Origin of the sequence: Photobacterium nomapromontoriensis (assembly GCF_050336815.1) — a bacterium.
GTDB lineage: Bacteria > Pseudomonadota > Gammaproteobacteria > Enterobacterales > Vibrionaceae > Photobacterium > Photobacterium nomapromontoriensis.
In genome coordinates, this window is sequence record NZ_JAKJSL010000053.1 from 18,949 (window position 1) to 36,088 (window position 17,140).

Annotated in this window: 19 protein-coding genes; 13 read left to right on the forward strand and 6 right to left on the reverse strand. The window is 47.6% G+C overall.

Annotated features, from left to right (window positions below):
* Window positions 1–172: 172 nt before the first annotated feature.
* The 4 genes from L4D12_RS21540 to lipA all read left to right on the forward strand — a co-directional run bounded on the left by L4D12_RS21540 (window position 173) and on the right by lipA (window position 3,525).
* On the forward strand, window positions 173–1,348 hold the full coding sequence (locus tag L4D12_RS21540; RefSeq protein ID WP_428449889.1) for a serine hydrolase: 1,176 nt from the start codon (window positions 173–175) through the stop codon (window positions 1,346–1,348).
* Between the two features lie 158 nt (window positions 1,349–1,506).
* Window positions 1,507–1,782 (forward strand): DUF493 family protein YbeD, encoded by a 276-nt coding sequence (ybeD, locus tag L4D12_RS21545; protein WP_428449890.1) that lies wholly within the window; start codon window positions 1,507–1,509, stop codon window positions 1,780–1,782.
* A gap of 115 nt (window positions 1,783–1,897) precedes the next feature.
* Window positions 1,898–2,557 (forward strand): lipoyl(octanoyl) transferase LipB, encoded by a 660-nt coding sequence (gene lipB, locus L4D12_RS21550; protein WP_428449891.1) that lies wholly within the window; start codon window positions 1,898–1,900, stop codon window positions 2,555–2,557.
* Window positions 2,554–3,525, forward strand: a complete 972-nt coding sequence (gene lipA, locus L4D12_RS21555) for a lipoyl synthase (protein ID WP_428449892.1) — start codon at window positions 2,554–2,556, stop codon at window positions 3,523–3,525. Before lipB ends, lipA begins: the two co-directional genes overlap by 4 nt.
* A gap of 146 nt (window positions 3,526–3,671) precedes the next feature.
* Here the strand turns inward: lipA and bamC are convergent, their stop codons facing one another.
* Both bamC and dapA read right to left on the reverse strand, forming a co-directional pair.
* Window positions 3,672–4,706, reverse strand: coding sequence for an outer membrane protein assembly factor BamC (bamC, locus tag L4D12_RS21560; RefSeq protein ID WP_428449893.1), 1,035 nt, complete (start codon window positions 4,704–4,706; stop codon window positions 3,672–3,674).
* A gap of 30 nt (window positions 4,707–4,736) precedes the next feature.
* Window positions 4,737–5,618, reverse strand: coding sequence for a 4-hydroxy-tetrahydrodipicolinate synthase (gene dapA / locus L4D12_RS21565; protein WP_428449894.1), 882 nt, complete (start codon window positions 5,616–5,618; stop codon window positions 4,737–4,739).
* A gap of 260 nt (window positions 5,619–5,878) precedes the next feature.
* On the opposite strand from dapA, the gene L4D12_RS21570 reads away from it, so the two are divergent.
* The gene (locus tag L4D12_RS21570; RefSeq protein WP_428449895.1) at window positions 5,879–6,418 is read left to right on the forward strand and encodes a glycine cleavage system transcriptional repressor; all 540 of its coding nucleotides are present in this window, start codon (window positions 5,879–5,881) and stop codon (window positions 6,416–6,418) included.
* A 10-nt stretch (window positions 6,419–6,428) separates the two neighbouring features.
* Complete coding sequence (gene bcp / locus L4D12_RS21575) at window positions 6,429–6,899, forward strand: thioredoxin-dependent thiol peroxidase (protein ID WP_428449896.1); 471 nt, start codon at window positions 6,429–6,431, stop codon at window positions 6,897–6,899.
* Between the two features lie 91 nt (window positions 6,900–6,990).
* On the opposite strand, the gene L4D12_RS21580 is transcribed toward bcp, so the two are convergent.
* Together L4D12_RS21580 and L4D12_RS21585 are read right to left on the reverse strand one after the other, a co-directional pair.
* Window positions 6,991–8,064 (reverse strand): AI-2E family transporter, encoded by a 1,074-nt coding sequence (locus L4D12_RS21580; RefSeq protein ID WP_428449897.1) that lies wholly within the window; start codon window positions 8,062–8,064, stop codon window positions 6,991–6,993.
* Window positions 8,065–8,071: 7 nt separating this feature from the next.
* Complete coding sequence (locus L4D12_RS21585) at window positions 8,072–8,299, reverse strand: sulfurtransferase TusA family protein (protein WP_428449898.1); 228 nt, start codon at window positions 8,297–8,299, stop codon at window positions 8,072–8,074.
* 190 nt (window positions 8,300–8,489) lie between these two features.
* On the opposite strand from L4D12_RS21585, the gene bepA reads away from it, so the two are divergent.
* The 4 genes from bepA to L4D12_RS21605 all read left to right on the forward strand — a co-directional run bounded on the left by bepA (window position 8,490) and on the right by L4D12_RS21605 (window position 11,492).
* Entirely contained in the window at window positions 8,490–9,944 is a 1,455-nt protein-coding gene (gene bepA, locus L4D12_RS21590; protein ID WP_428449899.1) for a beta-barrel assembly-enhancing protease, read from the forward strand.
* Between the two features lie 124 nt (window positions 9,945–10,068).
* Complete coding sequence (gene arsC / locus L4D12_RS21595; RefSeq protein WP_428449900.1) at window positions 10,069–10,419, forward strand: arsenate reductase (glutaredoxin); 351 nt, start codon at window positions 10,069–10,071, stop codon at window positions 10,417–10,419.
* A gap of 14 nt (window positions 10,420–10,433) precedes the next feature.
* Window positions 10,434–11,012: an NAD(P)H:quinone oxidoreductase gene (gene wrbA, locus L4D12_RS21600; protein ID WP_428449901.1), complete on the forward strand. Its 579-nt coding sequence runs from the start codon at window positions 10,434–10,436 to the stop codon at window positions 11,010–11,012.
* A 45-nt stretch (window positions 11,013–11,057) separates the two neighbouring features.
* The gene (locus L4D12_RS21605; protein WP_428449902.1) at window positions 11,058–11,492 is read left to right on the forward strand and encodes a DUF2069 domain-containing protein; all 435 of its coding nucleotides are present in this window, start codon (window positions 11,058–11,060) and stop codon (window positions 11,490–11,492) included.
* Between the two features lie 77 nt (window positions 11,493–11,569).
* On the opposite strand, the gene L4D12_RS21610 is transcribed toward L4D12_RS21605, so the two are convergent.
* Complete coding sequence (locus L4D12_RS21610; protein ID WP_428449903.1) at window positions 11,570–12,856, reverse strand: DUF2066 domain-containing protein; 1,287 nt, start codon at window positions 12,854–12,856, stop codon at window positions 11,570–11,572.
* Window positions 12,857–13,149: 293 nt separating this feature from the next.
* On the opposite strand from L4D12_RS21610, the gene L4D12_RS21615 reads away from it, so the two are divergent.
* On the forward strand, window positions 13,150–14,403 hold the full coding sequence (locus L4D12_RS21615) for a uracil-xanthine permease family protein (RefSeq protein ID WP_428449904.1): 1,254 nt from the start codon (window positions 13,150–13,152) through the stop codon (window positions 14,401–14,403).
* Window positions 14,404–14,551: 148 nt separating this feature from the next.
* Here L4D12_RS21615 and upp read toward each other — a convergent pair whose 3' ends face one another.
* A complete protein-coding gene (gene upp / locus L4D12_RS21620) occupies window positions 14,552–15,178 on the reverse strand; it encodes a uracil phosphoribosyltransferase (RefSeq protein ID WP_428449905.1) in 627 nt (208 codons plus the stop codon).
* Window positions 15,179–15,374: 196 nt separating this feature from the next.
* Between upp and purM the strand changes: the two genes are divergently transcribed.
* A complete protein-coding gene (purM, locus tag L4D12_RS21625) occupies window positions 15,375–16,415 on the forward strand; it encodes a phosphoribosylformylglycinamidine cyclo-ligase (protein ID WP_428449906.1) in 1,041 nt (346 codons plus the stop codon).
* Between the two features lie 3 nt (window positions 16,416–16,418).
* Window positions 16,419–17,066, forward strand: coding sequence for a phosphoribosylglycinamide formyltransferase (gene purN, locus L4D12_RS21630; RefSeq protein WP_428449907.1), 648 nt, complete (start codon window positions 16,419–16,421; stop codon window positions 17,064–17,066).
* Window positions 17,067–17,140: the final 74 nt, after the last annotated feature.

The following is a 17,140-nucleotide window of genomic DNA, read 5'->3' on the forward strand; positions in this document are numbered from 1 at the left end:
CATTGAGTAAGTTTATTTTGCTCAATCAGACTTTTTTACGCACAGTAGTATCAAAAAACATCAAGTGTGATAAACATGCGGCTTATAACAACGGCCAACACTGGTCACTTAATGACAATCTGATATAGTGTGTAAAGTTTTTTTGCACTCGACAAATTAAGTTACAACCATCATGAAGAAATCTGCTGCACTTATTCGTTCTGTAGCTATCTCGGCATCCTTGCTAGCTTCAGTCACCGTTATGGCTGCTCCTGCGGTCGTACCTGATGCCCCTCAGATCGCGGCTAAGGGTTATGTACTTATGGACTATCATTCTGGCAAAATTCTTGCTGGAAAAAAGGAATATGATCAGATTCCGCCGGCGAGTTTGACCAAAATGATGACCAGTTATGTCATTGGTCAGGAAATCAAACGCGGCAACATCTCGATGAATGACACTGTTGTTGTCAGTAATAATGCCTGGGCCAAAAACTTCCCTGGATCATCCAAGATGTTCATTGAAGTGGGTAGCGAAGTTAAGGTATCAGATCTTAACCGCGGTATTATCATTCAGTCAGGTAACGATGCCTGTGTTGCAATGGCCGAACACGTTGCGGGATCGACCGACTCTTTTGTTGATCTGATGAATGCCTGGGCCAAAACCCTGGGAATGAACTCAACCCACTTTGCCAACGTTCACGGTTTAGATAATCCTGATCTGTATACCACCCCTTATGATATGGCACTGCTGGCGCAAGGTCTGATCCGCGATGTACCGGATGAATTCGCAATCTACAAAGAGAAATCATTCACCTACAATGGTATTACTCAGTACAACCGTAACAGTCTGCTATGGGACAAGAGCCTGCATGTCGATGGTCTGAAAACCGGTCACACTAACAATGCCGGCTATAGTTTGGTTAGTACCGCGACAGAAGGCAAAATGCGCCTGATTTCAGTGGTAATGGGAACCAAAAACCCAAGTGCCCGTATAGCAGAAAGCAAAAAGCTGCTGAACTACGGCTTCCGTTTCTTTGAAACCGTCTCTCCTCATAAGGCTAACGAAACATTTGTTACCGAAAAAGTCTGGATGGGTGATACCGATGAAGTGTCACTGGGTGTTAACGAAGATACATACGTCACCTTGCCTCGCGGTCAGGCAAAAGATCTGACGGCAAGCTTTATGCTTGAGAAAGAACTCAAAGCCCCGATTAAAAAAGGTGATAAGGTTGGAACACTTTACTACCGTGTCGGTGATCAAGAAGTGGCGCAATACCCACTGATTGCACTCAATAATGTCAATGAAGGTAGCCTCTTCAGCCGTATGATTGATTATGTTGTGCTGCTGTTTAAGAGCTGGGTAAACTAAACCAAGTTCACGAAAAATAAAGGAAAGAGGTAACCCACCGTTACCTCTTTTTTTTTACCCGCAAGATCATGCCAGTAAGACTGCTTGAGAAAAGCAGCCCAAGCCATTACTATGCTCAACTAATACCGTAAAGAAAATGCAATACCTCGGAGTTCAGCATGCAGCAGCAAGAACAGCCAACACTCAAAGATCTTTTGGAGTTCCCTTGTAAATTCAGTTACAAAGTAATGGGTTACAATAAACCTGAGCTTCCAGATCTGGTCGTCGAAGTTATCCAGCGCCACGCACCTGGCGATTATATCCCTGATGTTAAACCAAGTGGTAAAGGTACCTACAGTGCCGTTTCTATTACTATCACAGCCACCTCGATTGAACAGGTTGAAACCCTGTATAAAGAGCTTGGTGAAATCGACATTGTACGGGTCGTTCTGTAAGTCACGTCCCCAATAAACATGACGGCTGAATATTCAGCCGTCATGCTTTATACTAGCAAGCGGTATCGAACACCCTGAAGGGTGTCAGTATTTCAGGCTCTGCCAAGTAACAACTATGGGTGAAACAGTGCTAAACAACATCATTATTCGCAACCACGGTCGTCAGGATTATGAAACTGTCTGGCAGGCCATGCACCAGTTCACCAATGAACGCAGCCCAGAAACAACAGATGAAATTTGGCTGGTTGAACACAACCCAGTATTTACCCAAGGCCAAGCTGGAAAAGCGGAGCACCTGCTCAACACTGGAGATATACCAGTGGTGCAAAGCGATCGAGGAGGTCAGGTAACCTATCATGGTCCTGGTCAGCTTGTTGCCTATATCTTGATCGATCTGCGTCGACATAAACTGGGAGTACGAGATCTCGTCACCCACATAGAAAATACTGTCATCAATACCCTATCCCGCTTCGGGATAACATCAAATGCCCGCCCTGATGCACCCGGTGTGTATGTCAACGATCAGAAGATATGCTCATTAGGATTACGGATCAGACGCGGTTGTTCTTTTCACGGTCTGGCGCTTAATATCAATATGGATTTGGCTCCTTTTTTACGCATCAACCCATGTGGCTATGCGGGAATGGAAATGACGCAAACAGCGTTATTAAATGGGCCATCTAAACTTACGGAAGTTCAGCCTGTACTTGTAGAAGAGCTAATCAAACTGCTCGATTATCAGAGCGTTGAGTGGATAACGGAAAGCAATTCATGAGTAAACCAATTAAAATTGAAACTGGTGTTAAATACCGCGATGCCGACAAGATGGCGCTGATCCCAGTACGTAGCGTTACCGACGAAGAGGCACCGAAAGAAGTTCTGCGTAAACCTGAATGGATGAGGATCAAGCTGCCTGCCGACAGCCAGCGAATTCAAAACATCAAGTCAGCCATGCGTAAAAACAAACTACACTCTGTCTGTGAGGAAGCTTCTTGCCCTAACTTGGCAGAATGCTTTAACCATGGCACGGCAACCTTTATGATCCTCGGGGCTATCTGTACCCGTCGCTGCCCATTCTGTGATGTAGCTCATGGCCGACCTCTCCCTCCTAATGCAGAAGAACCACAGCATCTAGCTAAAACGATTGCCGATATGAACCTGCGTTATGTTGTCGTCACCTCGGTTGACCGTGATGATCTGCGCGATGGTGGAGCTCAACATTTTGCTGATTGTACCCGTGAAATCCGCGCATTAAACCCAGAGATAAAAATTGAGACACTGGTGCCTGATTTCCGTGGCCGTATGGATCGAGCGCTAGACATTCTGCGTGATAACCCACCCGATGTCTTCAACCATAACCTTGAAACAGCACCGCGTCTGTACCGTAAAGCTCGCCCGGGTGCCAACTACCAGTGGTCGTTAGATCTACTGAAAAAATTCAAAGAGATGCATCCTGAAGTACCAACAAAATCAGGCTTGATGATGGGACTTGGCGAAACCAAAGAAGAGATCATTGAAGTACTGAAAGATCTTCGTTCTCACGGTGTTACCATGCTCACTGTTGGTCAGTATCTCGCGCCAAGCCGCCACCACCTGCCGGTTGAACGTTATGTACCACCCGCAGAGTTTGATGAGATCAAAGAAGTCGCACTAGCGCTTGGCTTTACCCACGCCGCTTGCGGTCCATTTGTTCGCTCATCCTATCATGCTGATATGCAAGCCAGAGGTGAAGAAGTTAAGTAATGCACGACAGTGAGGGGGGACTCTCACTGCTTCAGGCTAACTTTGAGGACCCATGCTGTAAAACAGCTATAAAAAAACCGCTCCCGGCTCTGCCGTCAGCGGTTTTTTATTATACCCATGTACAAAAGATATTAGGCGACAAGTATTTACTTCGCGTTTTTATTATCACGCTCAATCACAGCTGTAAGTACAGGCGCCAAGCTAGTTAATACTTCTTCCGTTACTGGCTTACCATCCGCATTGGTCAGATTGATTGAGGTTCGGTTACCCAAATCCCCCAACTGAACCTTGTAGGTTCGGTTACCCAAGTCAACTGGCTGAGTGCCTAACGTTGTCCAGAAATCATCACCTGGTGAGCTATACTTCACTTCAACCACGCCTTGCGAACGATTGCGACCTTCGACACTAAAGCCGATCTCATCCAGAACATCCGGTAAACGCTCCCAAAGAACGTTATAAGGTGCGCGAGCGATAATGATTGGTAAACCACTGCGGTCCTGCCCCATTGATATTGGGATTTGCTTCACCAACTCTTGAGCCCGCACACGCGCACTGTCACGCTCAGCTTGATCGTAGCGCGCAGTGACCAAATTGGTCATCAGGATACTGTAGCGCTCCTTGTTTTCCGCCGTTACGGGTAGCTCCTTGCCACCTTCACGCCAGTCAACCAAACTGATGCGATAACTATATCGTCCAGCATCGACTGATTTTTCAATACGATAACGACTACCAATATCGGTGTCTTCATCGACATTGGCCCAGTCAACCCAATCAGTCTCTATTACATTATTGGTCTGACTGCGAAGATTGATATTCTGTTCAGCAATCATGGACTGCGTCAGAGCCCATATCTGATTGAGATCTTCAGGCTTAGTAAGAAGCAGCGTTACACCGTCATCATCCTTAACTGCTCGTGATCCAGGGATCAATGCCAATATTTGCTGTGGTGGACGAATATCAACGGAAGCCCCTATTGCACCGTGGAAATCTTGCGTTGGAATCGCGTAATCACCCGTTTGAAATGCCTGTGCCCCACTCGGCAATGTCCAGCTTTCCAATGGTTGGGTTTCGAGATAATTAAAATCTTGGTTGGCCTGACGGCGGCGTTCCGCACCATCAGCACAACCGGCCAGTGTTACGACAGCGACAGCCACCGCCACCAGCTTATACTTGTAATTCATTACGCTTCTGCGCTCCTACGCTCTAGCAAGTTACAGCAGTACGTTGGCATCCTTTAGAGCTTCAGATACTACTGGTTGAGCAGATTCACTCAGCTCAGTCAGCGGCAAACGCAGCTGTCCGTGCTTGATCAACCCAAGTTGATGCGCGGCCCATTTTACTGGGATAGGGTTAGATTCCACAAACAATTGCTTGTGTAGTGGCATCAAACGTTGATTAATTTCCTGAGCTGAATCGAATTGACCTGACAATGCTAATGTAAACATCTGAGCCATCTCGGTTGCAGCAATATTCGCCGTAACGGATATAACCCCATGGCCGCCCTCTGCCACAAATTCTAACCCAGTAGCATCATCACCACTGAGTTGGATAAAGTCTTCACCACAAAGTTCCCGAGTGATCTTTACGCGAGATAAATCACCAGTCGCATCTTTAATACCAATGATATTACTAATTTTAGCCAACCGGGCAACAGTTTCTGGCAAAAGGTCTACACCCGTCCGTCCTGGAACATTATATAGGATTTGCGGTAGTGCCGTTGCTTCTGCGATGGCTTTAAAATGCTGATACAAGCCTTCCTGAGTTGGCTTGTTATAGTAAGGAGTCACGGTCAAGCAGCCTGCCACGCCAGAACCTGAAAAAAGTTTGCTGAAGGTGATGGCTTCATGGGTGGCATTGGCACCTGTCCCTGCAAATACAGGGATTCGACCTTGGGCAAATTCCAAGGTTTTCAGTACCACTTTTACGTGCTCGTCGACCGTCAATGTGGCGGACTCGCCGGTAGTACCTACAGATACAATCGCATCTGTTCCTGCTGCAATATGGTATTCAACTAATGATGCCAAACTGACGTAATCAACTTCGCCAGATCCATCTAACGGTGTTATTAGTGCAACCATGCTTCCTGAAAACATGTCCATCTCCCCTGAATAAAAATATCCCGGCAGCCTTATCTCATTACGCTAAAGAACGCAATAATAAGGAGACCGAGTTAACCCATACTACTTTTCAGTTACAGTAAACTCAAGCCAGATGTATGTAAATTCGTGAACGTTAACCGTCTTCCAAACGAGTATTTAAGCCTCGGCCAATAACGTCGTGCTGCTGTGGGGTATATGCTCGCTCTCCGTCTGTGCTACCATGCTGAAGGTATTCATAAAGTGATGTATAAAATATGGAACATTATCTCGTCGTTACAGCTGTCGGAATGGATCGCCCAGGGATATCCGATGAAATCACTCGGCTGATCACCCACAGCGATTGCAATATTGTTGATAGTCGCCTCGCCATTTTTGGTCGCGAGTTTACCCTGATCATGCTGCTATCTGGGAGTACTAATGCCATTGCCCGGGTTGAATCGACCCTGCCACTCAAAGCGCAGGAGCACGATCTGCTCACGATGATGAAACGCACCAGTAAGCATGAGTACCGATACTACCCTTATACGGCAGATTTTCAGATTGAAGCCGATGATAGCCCGGGGCTTATTGAGCAATACACCCGCTTTTTTGCATCACGAAATATCGATATTGGCTCACTCAGTGCCCATACCCATGAAAGCAAGCAAGCAGGCACACCAAACCGATTTCAGCTCCAGATCAGCACCAACTTGCCTGAAGGGTGCAATTTAATGACCTTACAAGAAGAATTTGAAACACTTTGTCAGCAACTACTCGTGACAGGCAATGTGACTTTTGTCGGGCATAACCAATAAGGAAAAGATCATGGAAACGTTAACTATGGGTATGCCAGCGCCCGCCTTTACTCTACATAATCAAAACGATGAACCTGTTAGTTTGACAGATTTCAGAGGTAAAAAAGTACTGGTCTATTTCTATCCTAAAGCCATGACACCGGGATGTACGGTGCAAGCCTGTGGATTACGTGACAGCAAGGCAGAGCTGGATGGTTTCAATGTTGAGGTGCTGGGGATCAGTATCGATCCAGTCAAACGCCTGCCAAAGTTCATCGAACGCGATAACCTGAACTTTACCCTACTGTCTGACGAAGACCATGCTGTTGCCGAACAGTTCGGTGTCTGGGGCGAAAAGAAGTTTATGGGAAAAGTGTACGATGGCCTGCACCGTATCAGCTTTCTGATTGATGAAAACGGTGTGATAGCGCACGTGTTCAATAAGTTCAAAACCAAAGATCATCACGAGGTGGTACTGAGCTACCTTCAAGAAAACGATTGATCCGATTGCTGATAATCAAAGTTACCGAAAATAAAAAGGCCGCGAGTCAAAATCGCGGCCTTTTTAAATCAGATGATCTCTGTCGAAACTATCACTCGTCTGCTTTCACAGCAACAGGATCCGCCGCTTTCAACGCATTCCATACTGCTTTCACCAAGGTTGCCAAGGGTATAGCAAAAAAGACCCCCCAGAATCCCCACAGACCGCCAAATACCAATACCGATACGATAATGGCAACCGGGTGCAGATTAACCGCTTCAGAAAATAAAATCGGTACTAATACATTACCATCTAGCGCCTGGATAATACCGTAGGCAACCAGTAGCCACCAAAAATCAGGACTGATCCCCCATTGAAAGAGCCCTACCATGGCAACGGGTAATGTCACTGCCGCAGCACCGATATACGGGATCAACACCGAGAAACCTACCAAGACTCCAAGCAAAACAGCATAACGCAGATCCATCACCGCAAACGTCACATAGCTGACAATACCAACAATAAAGATTTCGGTAACCTTACCGCGGATATAGTTAGAGATCTGCTCATTCATCTCAACCCCGACTTTACTCGCCAAACGGCGATTTCGCGGCAGCAGACCACTCAATATATCCAACATTTCTTCTTTGTCTTTCAATAAAAAGAACACCAGAAGTGGTACCAGAATCAAGTATACCGCCAGCGTCGCAAGGCTGACCAGAGATGATAATGATCCTTTAACGGCACTTTCACCCATTCCCAGCACTTTCTCTCGTAAGGTATTCATCAGGGTACCAATCTGATGTGGCTGGACGAAATCAGGATAACGTTCAGGCAAGCTGGAAACGAACGCCTGCAAGCCATTAAACATATTAGGCACATCCGCAATTAGGTTACTCACCTGATGCCAAATCGTCGGTACTAAACCAAAAATGGCCATAACCATCAACCCGGCAAAAATGAGCAGCACACAGAGCACTGACAGTGATCTTGGCAAGCCCACCCGAGTTAACTTTATAACCGGCCACTCCAACAGGTAGGCCAATACAATGGCAACCAGCAATGGCGCAATTAAATTGCCAAAAAAGTAAATGGTTAGAAAACCGCCAAGCAAGATAGCGACGAGACTAACGGCATGGGGATCTGAGAATCGTCGCTGGTACCAGCGCGTCAGCATATCTAACATAAAATGTTTACAGCCTTTTGGTCACAATGATTTCCAGTACATGAGGGGAATCCTCCTGTACTTCTATAGAAAAACCATGAGTAGAAAGATAGCGGGGAATGTCCAGCCTCGCTCCGGTATCAGTGATCTGAATTGCCAACCGCTCGCAAGATTCGAGCTCATTTGCTGCTCGTTTAGCCAATAACAAAGCCATTGGGCAGCGTTCTGTGGTCAGATTGAGCATTGCGGTTTCCATTCCGTTATACTAACAAAGAAAATTTATCGAGGTATTGTAAATGACATCCTAACGACAAAAAAGAAACCTGTCGCAGGTTTCGTTGTCAGACCTTCTTGTAATATACCCAAGTTAGTTCAATATGCAGGATTCAACACCTGCTCAGCGCGATATCAGGAACAGGCAACAGAAGGCGGAACCCATTACTACTATGTTTCGATTAACCAAAGCACCGGCTTATCTCCTCATCAGCGCATTACTTGGCTCTGCGGTTACAGCTTCTGCGGCTGATTTTAACAAGCTTCCCGAAATAGGGATGGCGGCAGCATCTACCTTAAGTATTGAAAAAGAAATGGAATACGGTGATGCCTATATGCGGATGATCCGTGCCAGTATGCCCATCATCAACGATCCTCTGCTTTCTGAATATATACAGGATCTCGGCCACCGTTTAGTGGCCAATGCCAGTGATGTCCGCACGCCGTTTGAATTTTTCCTGATCCAAAATCGAAACATCAATGCCTTTGCCTTCTTTGGCGGACACGTCGCGGTACATTCTGGGCTATTTCTCTACGCCAAAAATGAAAGCGAACTGGCCTCAGTCATGGCCCATGAAATTGCCCATATTACCCAGCGCCACCTCGCTCGCAGCATGGAGGATCAGGCGAAGAAATCACCCGCCACAATGGCGGCGTTGATTGGCTCACTCATGCTGGCTATTGCGGCACCAGAAGCCGGGATCGCTGCGATGCACGCAACGACAGCCGCATCGGCTCAAGGCCAGATCAACTATACGCGAAGCAATGAAAAAGAAGCTGACCGAATTGGGATCGCAACCCTTGCCAAGTCCGGGTTTGATGTCCAAGCCATGCCCCGTTTCTTTGGCCGTTTAGCCGAACAGTACCGTTACGCCAGCAAACCGCCACCGATGCTACTGACCCACCCGTTGCCTGAATCACGGATCAGTGATAGCCGTAGCCGAGCTAACCAGTATCCAGCTAAAACTGTCGCCACCTCAGAACGCTACCAACTGGCTAAGGCTCGCATCATCGCCAGATACGCAGGTCTCGATAACAGTGCAGCTTTGAGTTGGTTTGACCATGAGTTGAAAGGCAGTGATCCCATTCACCGTAACGCCCTTAATTACGGCAAGGCGCTGGTTTATATTGACTCGGGGAAATATCAACAAGCCCATGCATTACTTGCCCCTCTATTGGCACAGGAGCCGAGTAACCGTTTTTATATCGATTCAGCCACTGATCTGGATCTCCATGAAAAACACTATAAACAAGCGATTAAACGGCTAGAAACGGCTCTCAATAGCTATCCCGACCAAAAAGTTTTACGCCTTAATCTCGCCAATGCCCTGCAAGAAGCCGGAAAAAATAGTAGTAGTATTCCTATTCTAACCCGCTATACCTATGATTATCCTGATGATCCTAATGGCTGGCACCTATTGGCCAAAGCACAAGCCGTCAATGGTCGTCGAGATGCAGAGCTGGCTGCTCGAGCGGAACTATTGGCGCTACGCGGTGCTTGGGAAAAAGCTATCCAGATGTATATTCAGGCCAGCCAACTGGTTGAAATCAACTCTCTGGATCAAGCCCGCTATGATGCCCGTATTGATCAGCTCCGCCTCTCTCGTCAGCGTGTTGCAGACCTTTGATCCAATCGTGTAATCACTGCCGTTTCTTCTTGATGACAGTTGCTCTACAATGGGGCAACATCATCAAAACACCTAGTTGCCGTATTTACGGTACGCCGAATTAGGGACAAAAAAGGAAGAGTATATGTCAGTCACTATCTATCATAATCCGCGTTGTTCAAAGAGCAGGGAAACACTGGCTTTACTTGAAGAGCGAGGCATCAGCCCGACCATTATCAAGTACCTTGACGATGCTCCGACGGTTGAGCAGCTACAAACCTTATTCGCTCAGCTTGGTTTCACGTCGGCACGCGACATGATGCGCACCAAAGAAGCACTATATAAAGAACTCTCTCTCGGTGACGACACCATCACTGAACAACAATTATTCAATGCCATGAGCACTCACCCGAAACTGATTGAGCGCCCGATTGTTGTTAATGGTGAAAAAGCAGCAATGGGACGTCCTCCAGAACAGGTTCTAACTATCCTGTAAGGTCGTTTAATAGCATGAATAGCATCCTTGTTCTCTACTATAGCCGCCACGGTAATACACGTCAGCTGGCGAGACAAATAGCGAGAGGGGTCGAACAGGTAGAACACTGCGAGGCGGTGTTGCGTACTGTCGCCGATATTGATGGTCAGGGCATGACATTCGCGGACTCCGATCGTGATCCGTTGGTCACACAGGCGGACCTCCAACACTGTATCGGGCTGGCGATGGGCAGCCCGGTGCGATTTGGTAATATGGCAGCGCCACTGAAACACTTTATTGACTCAACCAGCGTTGAGTGGCTGCAAGGCAGTCTGATCGGTAAGCCTGCTTGTGTGTTCACCTCATCATCCTCAATGCACGGCGGCCAAGAAACGACCTTACAGTCAATGATGCTGCCGCTACTACACCATGGCATGCTCGTAGTGGGAATTCCCTACTCTGAACCCTCTCTGCATACCACCCGTGCTGGTGGTACGCCCTATGGGCCCTCACATCTCAATAACGGGGACAACCACCCGTTGTCCCCAGAAGAGCGAGAGCTTGCTCAAGCCTGCGGTAAACGCTTGGCCGAAACAGCCCTTAAATTAAAATAATCGCCCCTCGGACGGGGCGATAAGGTCATAAGAAGGATTGATGTCATGACCGTCATGAGCAAATCAACGCGTTACCTGCATTATATGGCATTAGCCGCCAACCTCGGGCTGATCAGCTGGGTTGCGATCTGGCAATCCACCCTGTCCCCCCATCCTCATCTTAACAACTGGCTGATGGCTGGGATCTGGGTAGCTCCAATGCTGCCGCCACTGAAAGGCATTATAACGGGCAAACCCTATACCCACGCTTGGGCCAACTTCATTCTCATGTTCTATTTCCTTCATGCCCTGACCCTGCTGTGGGTCGATGAAGGGGAACGCTGGCTAGCCGCCGTGGAGCTAGGCCTGACAATGAGTGCTTTTGCTGCCAACATTCTGTTTGCCCGTCAGCGAGGCCGTGAGCTGGGCATCAAATTGAAAAAACTCTCTCAGGTAGAAAAAGAAGAGCGAGCCCACCATGAAAGACAGCCGTCAGAATAATATCTGTCACCATGGCTAAGCATAAAAAACGGTGGGCAAGCCCACCGTTTTTCCATTCATCGAAACCCACTCATCAATTAAAGCTGAGCTCCCTGAGATGACCACTGGTACACCGTGGCTTGCTTAACTGGCTGGACAGGTAGTGCTGTGACGACACCGCCTGTCGCGGGCATGTCCGCAGCAGGAGCGCTGGTCGCAGACACCTCTCCGGCCGACGATACCTGTGGTGCCGGCTCTTGCGTCTCTTGTGGAACAATCAGACTGGCATCAATACCACCAGCCGGTAAATCTTGTGCATCTCCAGCAGCCTCGCCAACAATAGGGGCAATCGCTCCCTCCACCACCGGATTAACGGGTGTGGTTGCAACTGACAATCGACGATCTTGGCTCAGCTCACGCTGAAATGCCGCTTCTGTACTAAGCAGCTGTACCGAGAACTCAACGCTATCTCCTTGAATACGATAAGCGTTCACTGCCGCAACGGATGTTAAGCGGGTGATCAAGCGCTCAAGCGTAAAAAAGTCTTTGGACGACTTAATATTACCCACTACAACAGATAACTGGCCTTGCGCATCACCACCAAGCGGTACGGCATATTTAGTCGCCAGTTGATCAGCCACGCTATCCATCATCTGGTTGATCGTTACCACCGCCGTACCAGATAGACGCCCTTCTGTCGGGGCAACTTGTGAACCATTTAACTGTGCCGGTTTATCCGCAAACAACTGCCAATTCAACGCGACGTCATTGTTATCCTGCTGACGCACCCGCACTACCAGCACCGCGTCTGGCTGATAACGTAAACTCGCGGCAGCGATTGGCTGAACAAAGCCGCCCCATAAATCAGGCGTGCTGATCGCTGTAACATCTTCAAAATCACCGATCGGCATCAGTACTGGCACCCCCCTACGCTCGGCGGCCGCTTTAATATCAGTCAATAATGTACTGCCTGACTGATCCCAAATGATATTACGCTCACGACTGGCATCTTCCACCAGCCAAACTAAGATAGACGGGCGCTGTTCACTCCAGAATGTTGAATGTGCTTGCGCCAGTAAATTACGAATTCGCGAGGGTTCAAAACTCAGATCCAGAGTCTGTTGCCCGTTAAGATTGCCATAAGCAAACTGACTGACATACTGGCTACTAGTTGTTAAAGCCTTAGCTATCACTTCATTTTGGACAATCGCACTCTGTCCTGAAACCTTAATCAGAACCTGCTCCAGCGCCTGCTTACGCGCTACCTGTTCTGACTGCCGGTCAGTATCGGGTAATACAACCTGCGCCTGATATAGGTTGGTCATGGTGGCAGCTTTAAGTGGTAAAGCTAATATCGCCATGAATAATAAAGTAACACGCAACATAAAAAACTCATTTATCACTTCAGTTAATGCCTGATCATAAATTGAACCTATCCAACTCGGCAACTGCTTCCCACACAAAATCGAATCTAATCCCGTTATTTTTCTTCTCGATGAAAAATAACACACTGTAAGGCGCCCCTGTTTAATGCTAATTCTCTGTCCTTTTTCACAAAAAGCAGATCCATCTCTGCATTACTAATTATTGTTAAATTTATAATCTATTGCGTTAGGCAATCGTTTCCCCTTGTGCTAATATTTCGCGATTTTTTTTACACTCAGGGTGGAATTACATAATGTTGCAAATATTACAGGGTGCCCAAATGCTTTTTGTCGCATTTGGTGCGTTAGTGTTAGTTCCGCTCCTTACGGGACTTGACCCCAACGTTGCTTTCTTTGGTGCCGGTATCGGTACTCTCCTTTTCCAAATCATCACCAAACGCTCCGTTCCTATTTTCCTCGCCTCCTCTTTTGCCTTTATTGCTCCTATTATGTACGGCGTCCAGACTTGGGGGATCCCTGCAACCATGGGCGGCTTAATGATGGCCGGTGTGGTGTATGTATGCATGGGTGCGTTAATCAAAGTGCGTGGTGTCGGCATTATCCATAAACTCCTTCCTCCCGTGGTTGTCGGTCCGGTCATTATGGTCATCGGGCTGGGTCTTGCACCATCAGCGGTGAACATGGCGCTGGGTAAGTCGGGCGACGGTGCCGTTCAATTGGTCAATGGTGACGCCGCATTATGGATTTCATCGGTTTCATTATTCGTGACAATTGGTATCAGTGTCTTTGCCAAGGGCTTTTTCAAACTGATCCCTATTATGGCCGGTATCATTGCAGGCTATGCACTTAGCCTTGGCTTTGGTGTGGTTGACTTCACGCCAATACATCAAGCCGCTTGGCTTGCGATGCCAAACTTTACCTTCCCTGAATTCAACATCAATGCCGTTTTGTTTATGATCCCCGTGGCAATTGCTCCTGCGGTTGAGCATGTTGGCGATATGCTCGCCATTTCAAATGTAACCGGCAAAGACTACCTGAAAAAACCAGGTCTGCACCGCACCATGGCGGGTGACGGAATTGCAACAATTGCTGCATCCATGTTTGGTGCACCACCAAATACCACATACTCGGAAGTTACGGGTGCGGTTATGCTGACGAAAGCATTCAACCCAGTCATCATGACATGGGCCGCCGTTACAGCCCTGGTCCTTGCCTTTGTCGGTAAACTGGGTGCGGTTCTGCAAACCATTCCAGTACCTGTCATGGGTGGCATCATGATCCTGCTGTTCGGTTCTATCGCCACCGTGGGTCTAAATACACTAATCAAAAACCAAGTCGACCTACACAAAGCGCGTAACTTGGTCATTGTGGCTGTTACCCTAGTATTCGGTATCGGCGGCATGGCCTTTGGTATTGGTAGCTTCAGCCTGCAAGGTATCAGCCTGTGTGGTATCGTCGCCATTTTGCTTAACCTGATCCTGCCTGATGATTTAGGCGAAAATCACGTTGTTGACAATGCGCAGATGGAAAATATTGCGGAGAAATAATCAATGTTGGATGCGTCACATGCGTGATCGCATCCATGTCATCGCACGGTTTCGCTCTTGTTTCATCCTCGTTTTAGCAAAGAACCAATATAAAAAAAGCCGGATTTGTTAATCCGGCTTTTTATTGCTTAATTTTTATCTTGCTAGATTACTTGGTACCGAAGATCTTGTCACCAGCATCGCCTAGGCCAGGAACGATGTAACCTTTATCATTTAGCTTGTCATCGATAGCTGCAGTGTACAGCTCAACATCTGGGTGAGCTTTTTCAAGCGCTGCAATCCCTTCCGGAGCCGCAACCAAAACCAATACTTTGAACTGCTTACAACCTCGCTCTTTTAACAGATCCAGTGTTGCGATCATCGAGCCACCAGTAGCGAGCATTGGGTCAACAACGAGTGCAATACGCTCATCGATGTTTGAAGCTAGCTTGTTAAAGTAAGGGACTGGCTCTAGCGTCTCTTCATCACGGTAAATACCGACAACGCTGATACGTGCACTTGGCATATGCTCAAGCACACCGTCCATCATACCCAGACCGGCACGCAGGATAGGCACAACCGTAACCTTTTTACCCTTGATCTGATCAATTTCAACTGGACCATTCCAGCCTTCAATGGTAACTTTTTCTGTTTCGAAGTCTGAAGTCGCTTCGTAAGTCAGCAAGCTGCCAACTTCGGTTGCTAGTTCACGAAAACGCTTAGTGCTGATGTCACCTTCGCGCATAAGACCAATCTTATGTTTTACCAGTGGGTGTTTTACTTCAACGACTTTCATCTGTGACTCCTAAGCAAACAAAAATTAAAAAAATCGCATTATTATACACTACCCCTATACCATCCGGGTAGGGGTATACGTTTCGTTTGCTCGGTAAATAGCCAGTGAGATTTATTGACGCAAACGTTTCCCTTTCCGCCCTGACTGCTGTTATCATAGCCTCGCTTTTTCACTTTAATACGTTGAGGGACCTCCTGTGAGCGGCAATAACTCTTCTCTTAGTTACAAAGATGCTGGTGTTGATATCGATGCAGGTAATGCATTAGTTGATCGTATTAAAGGGGTGGTAAAACGCACACATCGCCCTGAAGTGATGGGGGGGATCGGTGGTTTCGGTGCTCTTTGCGCCCTACCAACCAAGTATAAAGAGCCTGTCCTTGTTTCAGGTACCGACGGGGTCGGTACTAAACTCCGTTTAGCCATGGATCTGAATAAACACGATACTATTGGTATCGATCTGGTTGCCATGTGTGTCAATGATTTAATCGTACAAGGTGGCGAACCGCTGTTCTTCCTCGATTACTATGCAACAGGAAAACTGGATGTTGATACGGCTGCTAGCGTTGTTGCAGGGATTGGTGAAGGCTGTATTCAAGCAGGATGCGCACTGATCGGTGGTGAAACTGCTGAAATGCCGGGGATGTACCACGGTGAAGATTATGACGTTGCTGGTTTCTGTGTCGGTGTCGTCGAAAAAGCGGATATCATTGATGGTAGCAAAGTCAGTGAAGGCGATGCACTTATTGCTGTCGCATCAAGCGGCCCACACTCCAACGGATTCTCACTGATCCGCAAAATCCTCGAAGTCTCCAATGCCGATCTGAACCTAGAACTTGAAGGTAAGGCTCTGTCTGAGCACCTGCTTGAACCAACCAAAATTTACGTCAAATCCGTCCTTAAGATGATGGAAAGCTGTGATGTACATGCTATTTCCCACATCACTGGCGGCGGATTCTGGGAAAATATTCCTCGTGTTCTGCCTCAAGGCACCAAAGCAATGGTTGATGGCAATAGCTGGCAGTGGCCTGCAGTATTCAACTGGTTACAGGAGGCCGGTAACGTTGATACCTACGAAATGTACCGTACCTTCAACTGTGGCGTCGGTTTAGTCATTGCTCTGCCTAATGCTCAGGCAGAACAAGCTATCGCGCTTCTCAATGCCGAAGGCGAGAAGGCATGGCTACTAGGAAGCATTGCCGCTGCTACTGACGGTGAAGAGCAGGTGGAGATCCTGTAAACGATGAAAAATATCGTTGTACTGATCTCCGGTAATGGCTCAAATCTACAAGCAATTATTGATGCCTGCCAGTCAGGCATCATAGCAGATGCTAACATTGCAGCAGTCGTATCCAATCGTGACAGCGCGTACGGTTTAGAGCGCGCACGTCAAGCGGGAATTACAACGTTGCACATCGCTACCTGTGATTATGCCAATCGCCATGACTTTGACCGAGCCATGGCTGAAAAGATTGACCGCTACCAACCTGACTTGGTGATTCTGGCTGGATTCATGCGTATTTTGAGTGGTGACTTTGTCCGCCACTATCAAGGCAGGATGATCAACATTCATCCCTCCCTGCTACCAAAATACACCGGCCTGAATACTCACCAGCGAGCCATCGATGCGGGTGATCAGGTACATGGCACCAGTGTACACTTTGTCACAGAAGAACTTGATGGGGGCCCGGTGATCCTGCAAGCCAAAGTACCGATCTTTGACGATGATACCGCCGACGATGTCATGGCTAGAGTACAAGAACAAGAACATCGTATTTACCCACTGGTTGCGCATTGGTGCCTGCAACAGCGAGCGATAATGCAAGATAGTAATGCTTTCTTTGATGGTGAATGTTTACCGCCATCAGGCTATGCCGCTGACGACGAATAAATACGCCACCGATAAATAAAAAACGCGACCTAAGGTCGCGTTTTTTTATATCAATGGCCATGTCACTCAGTAAT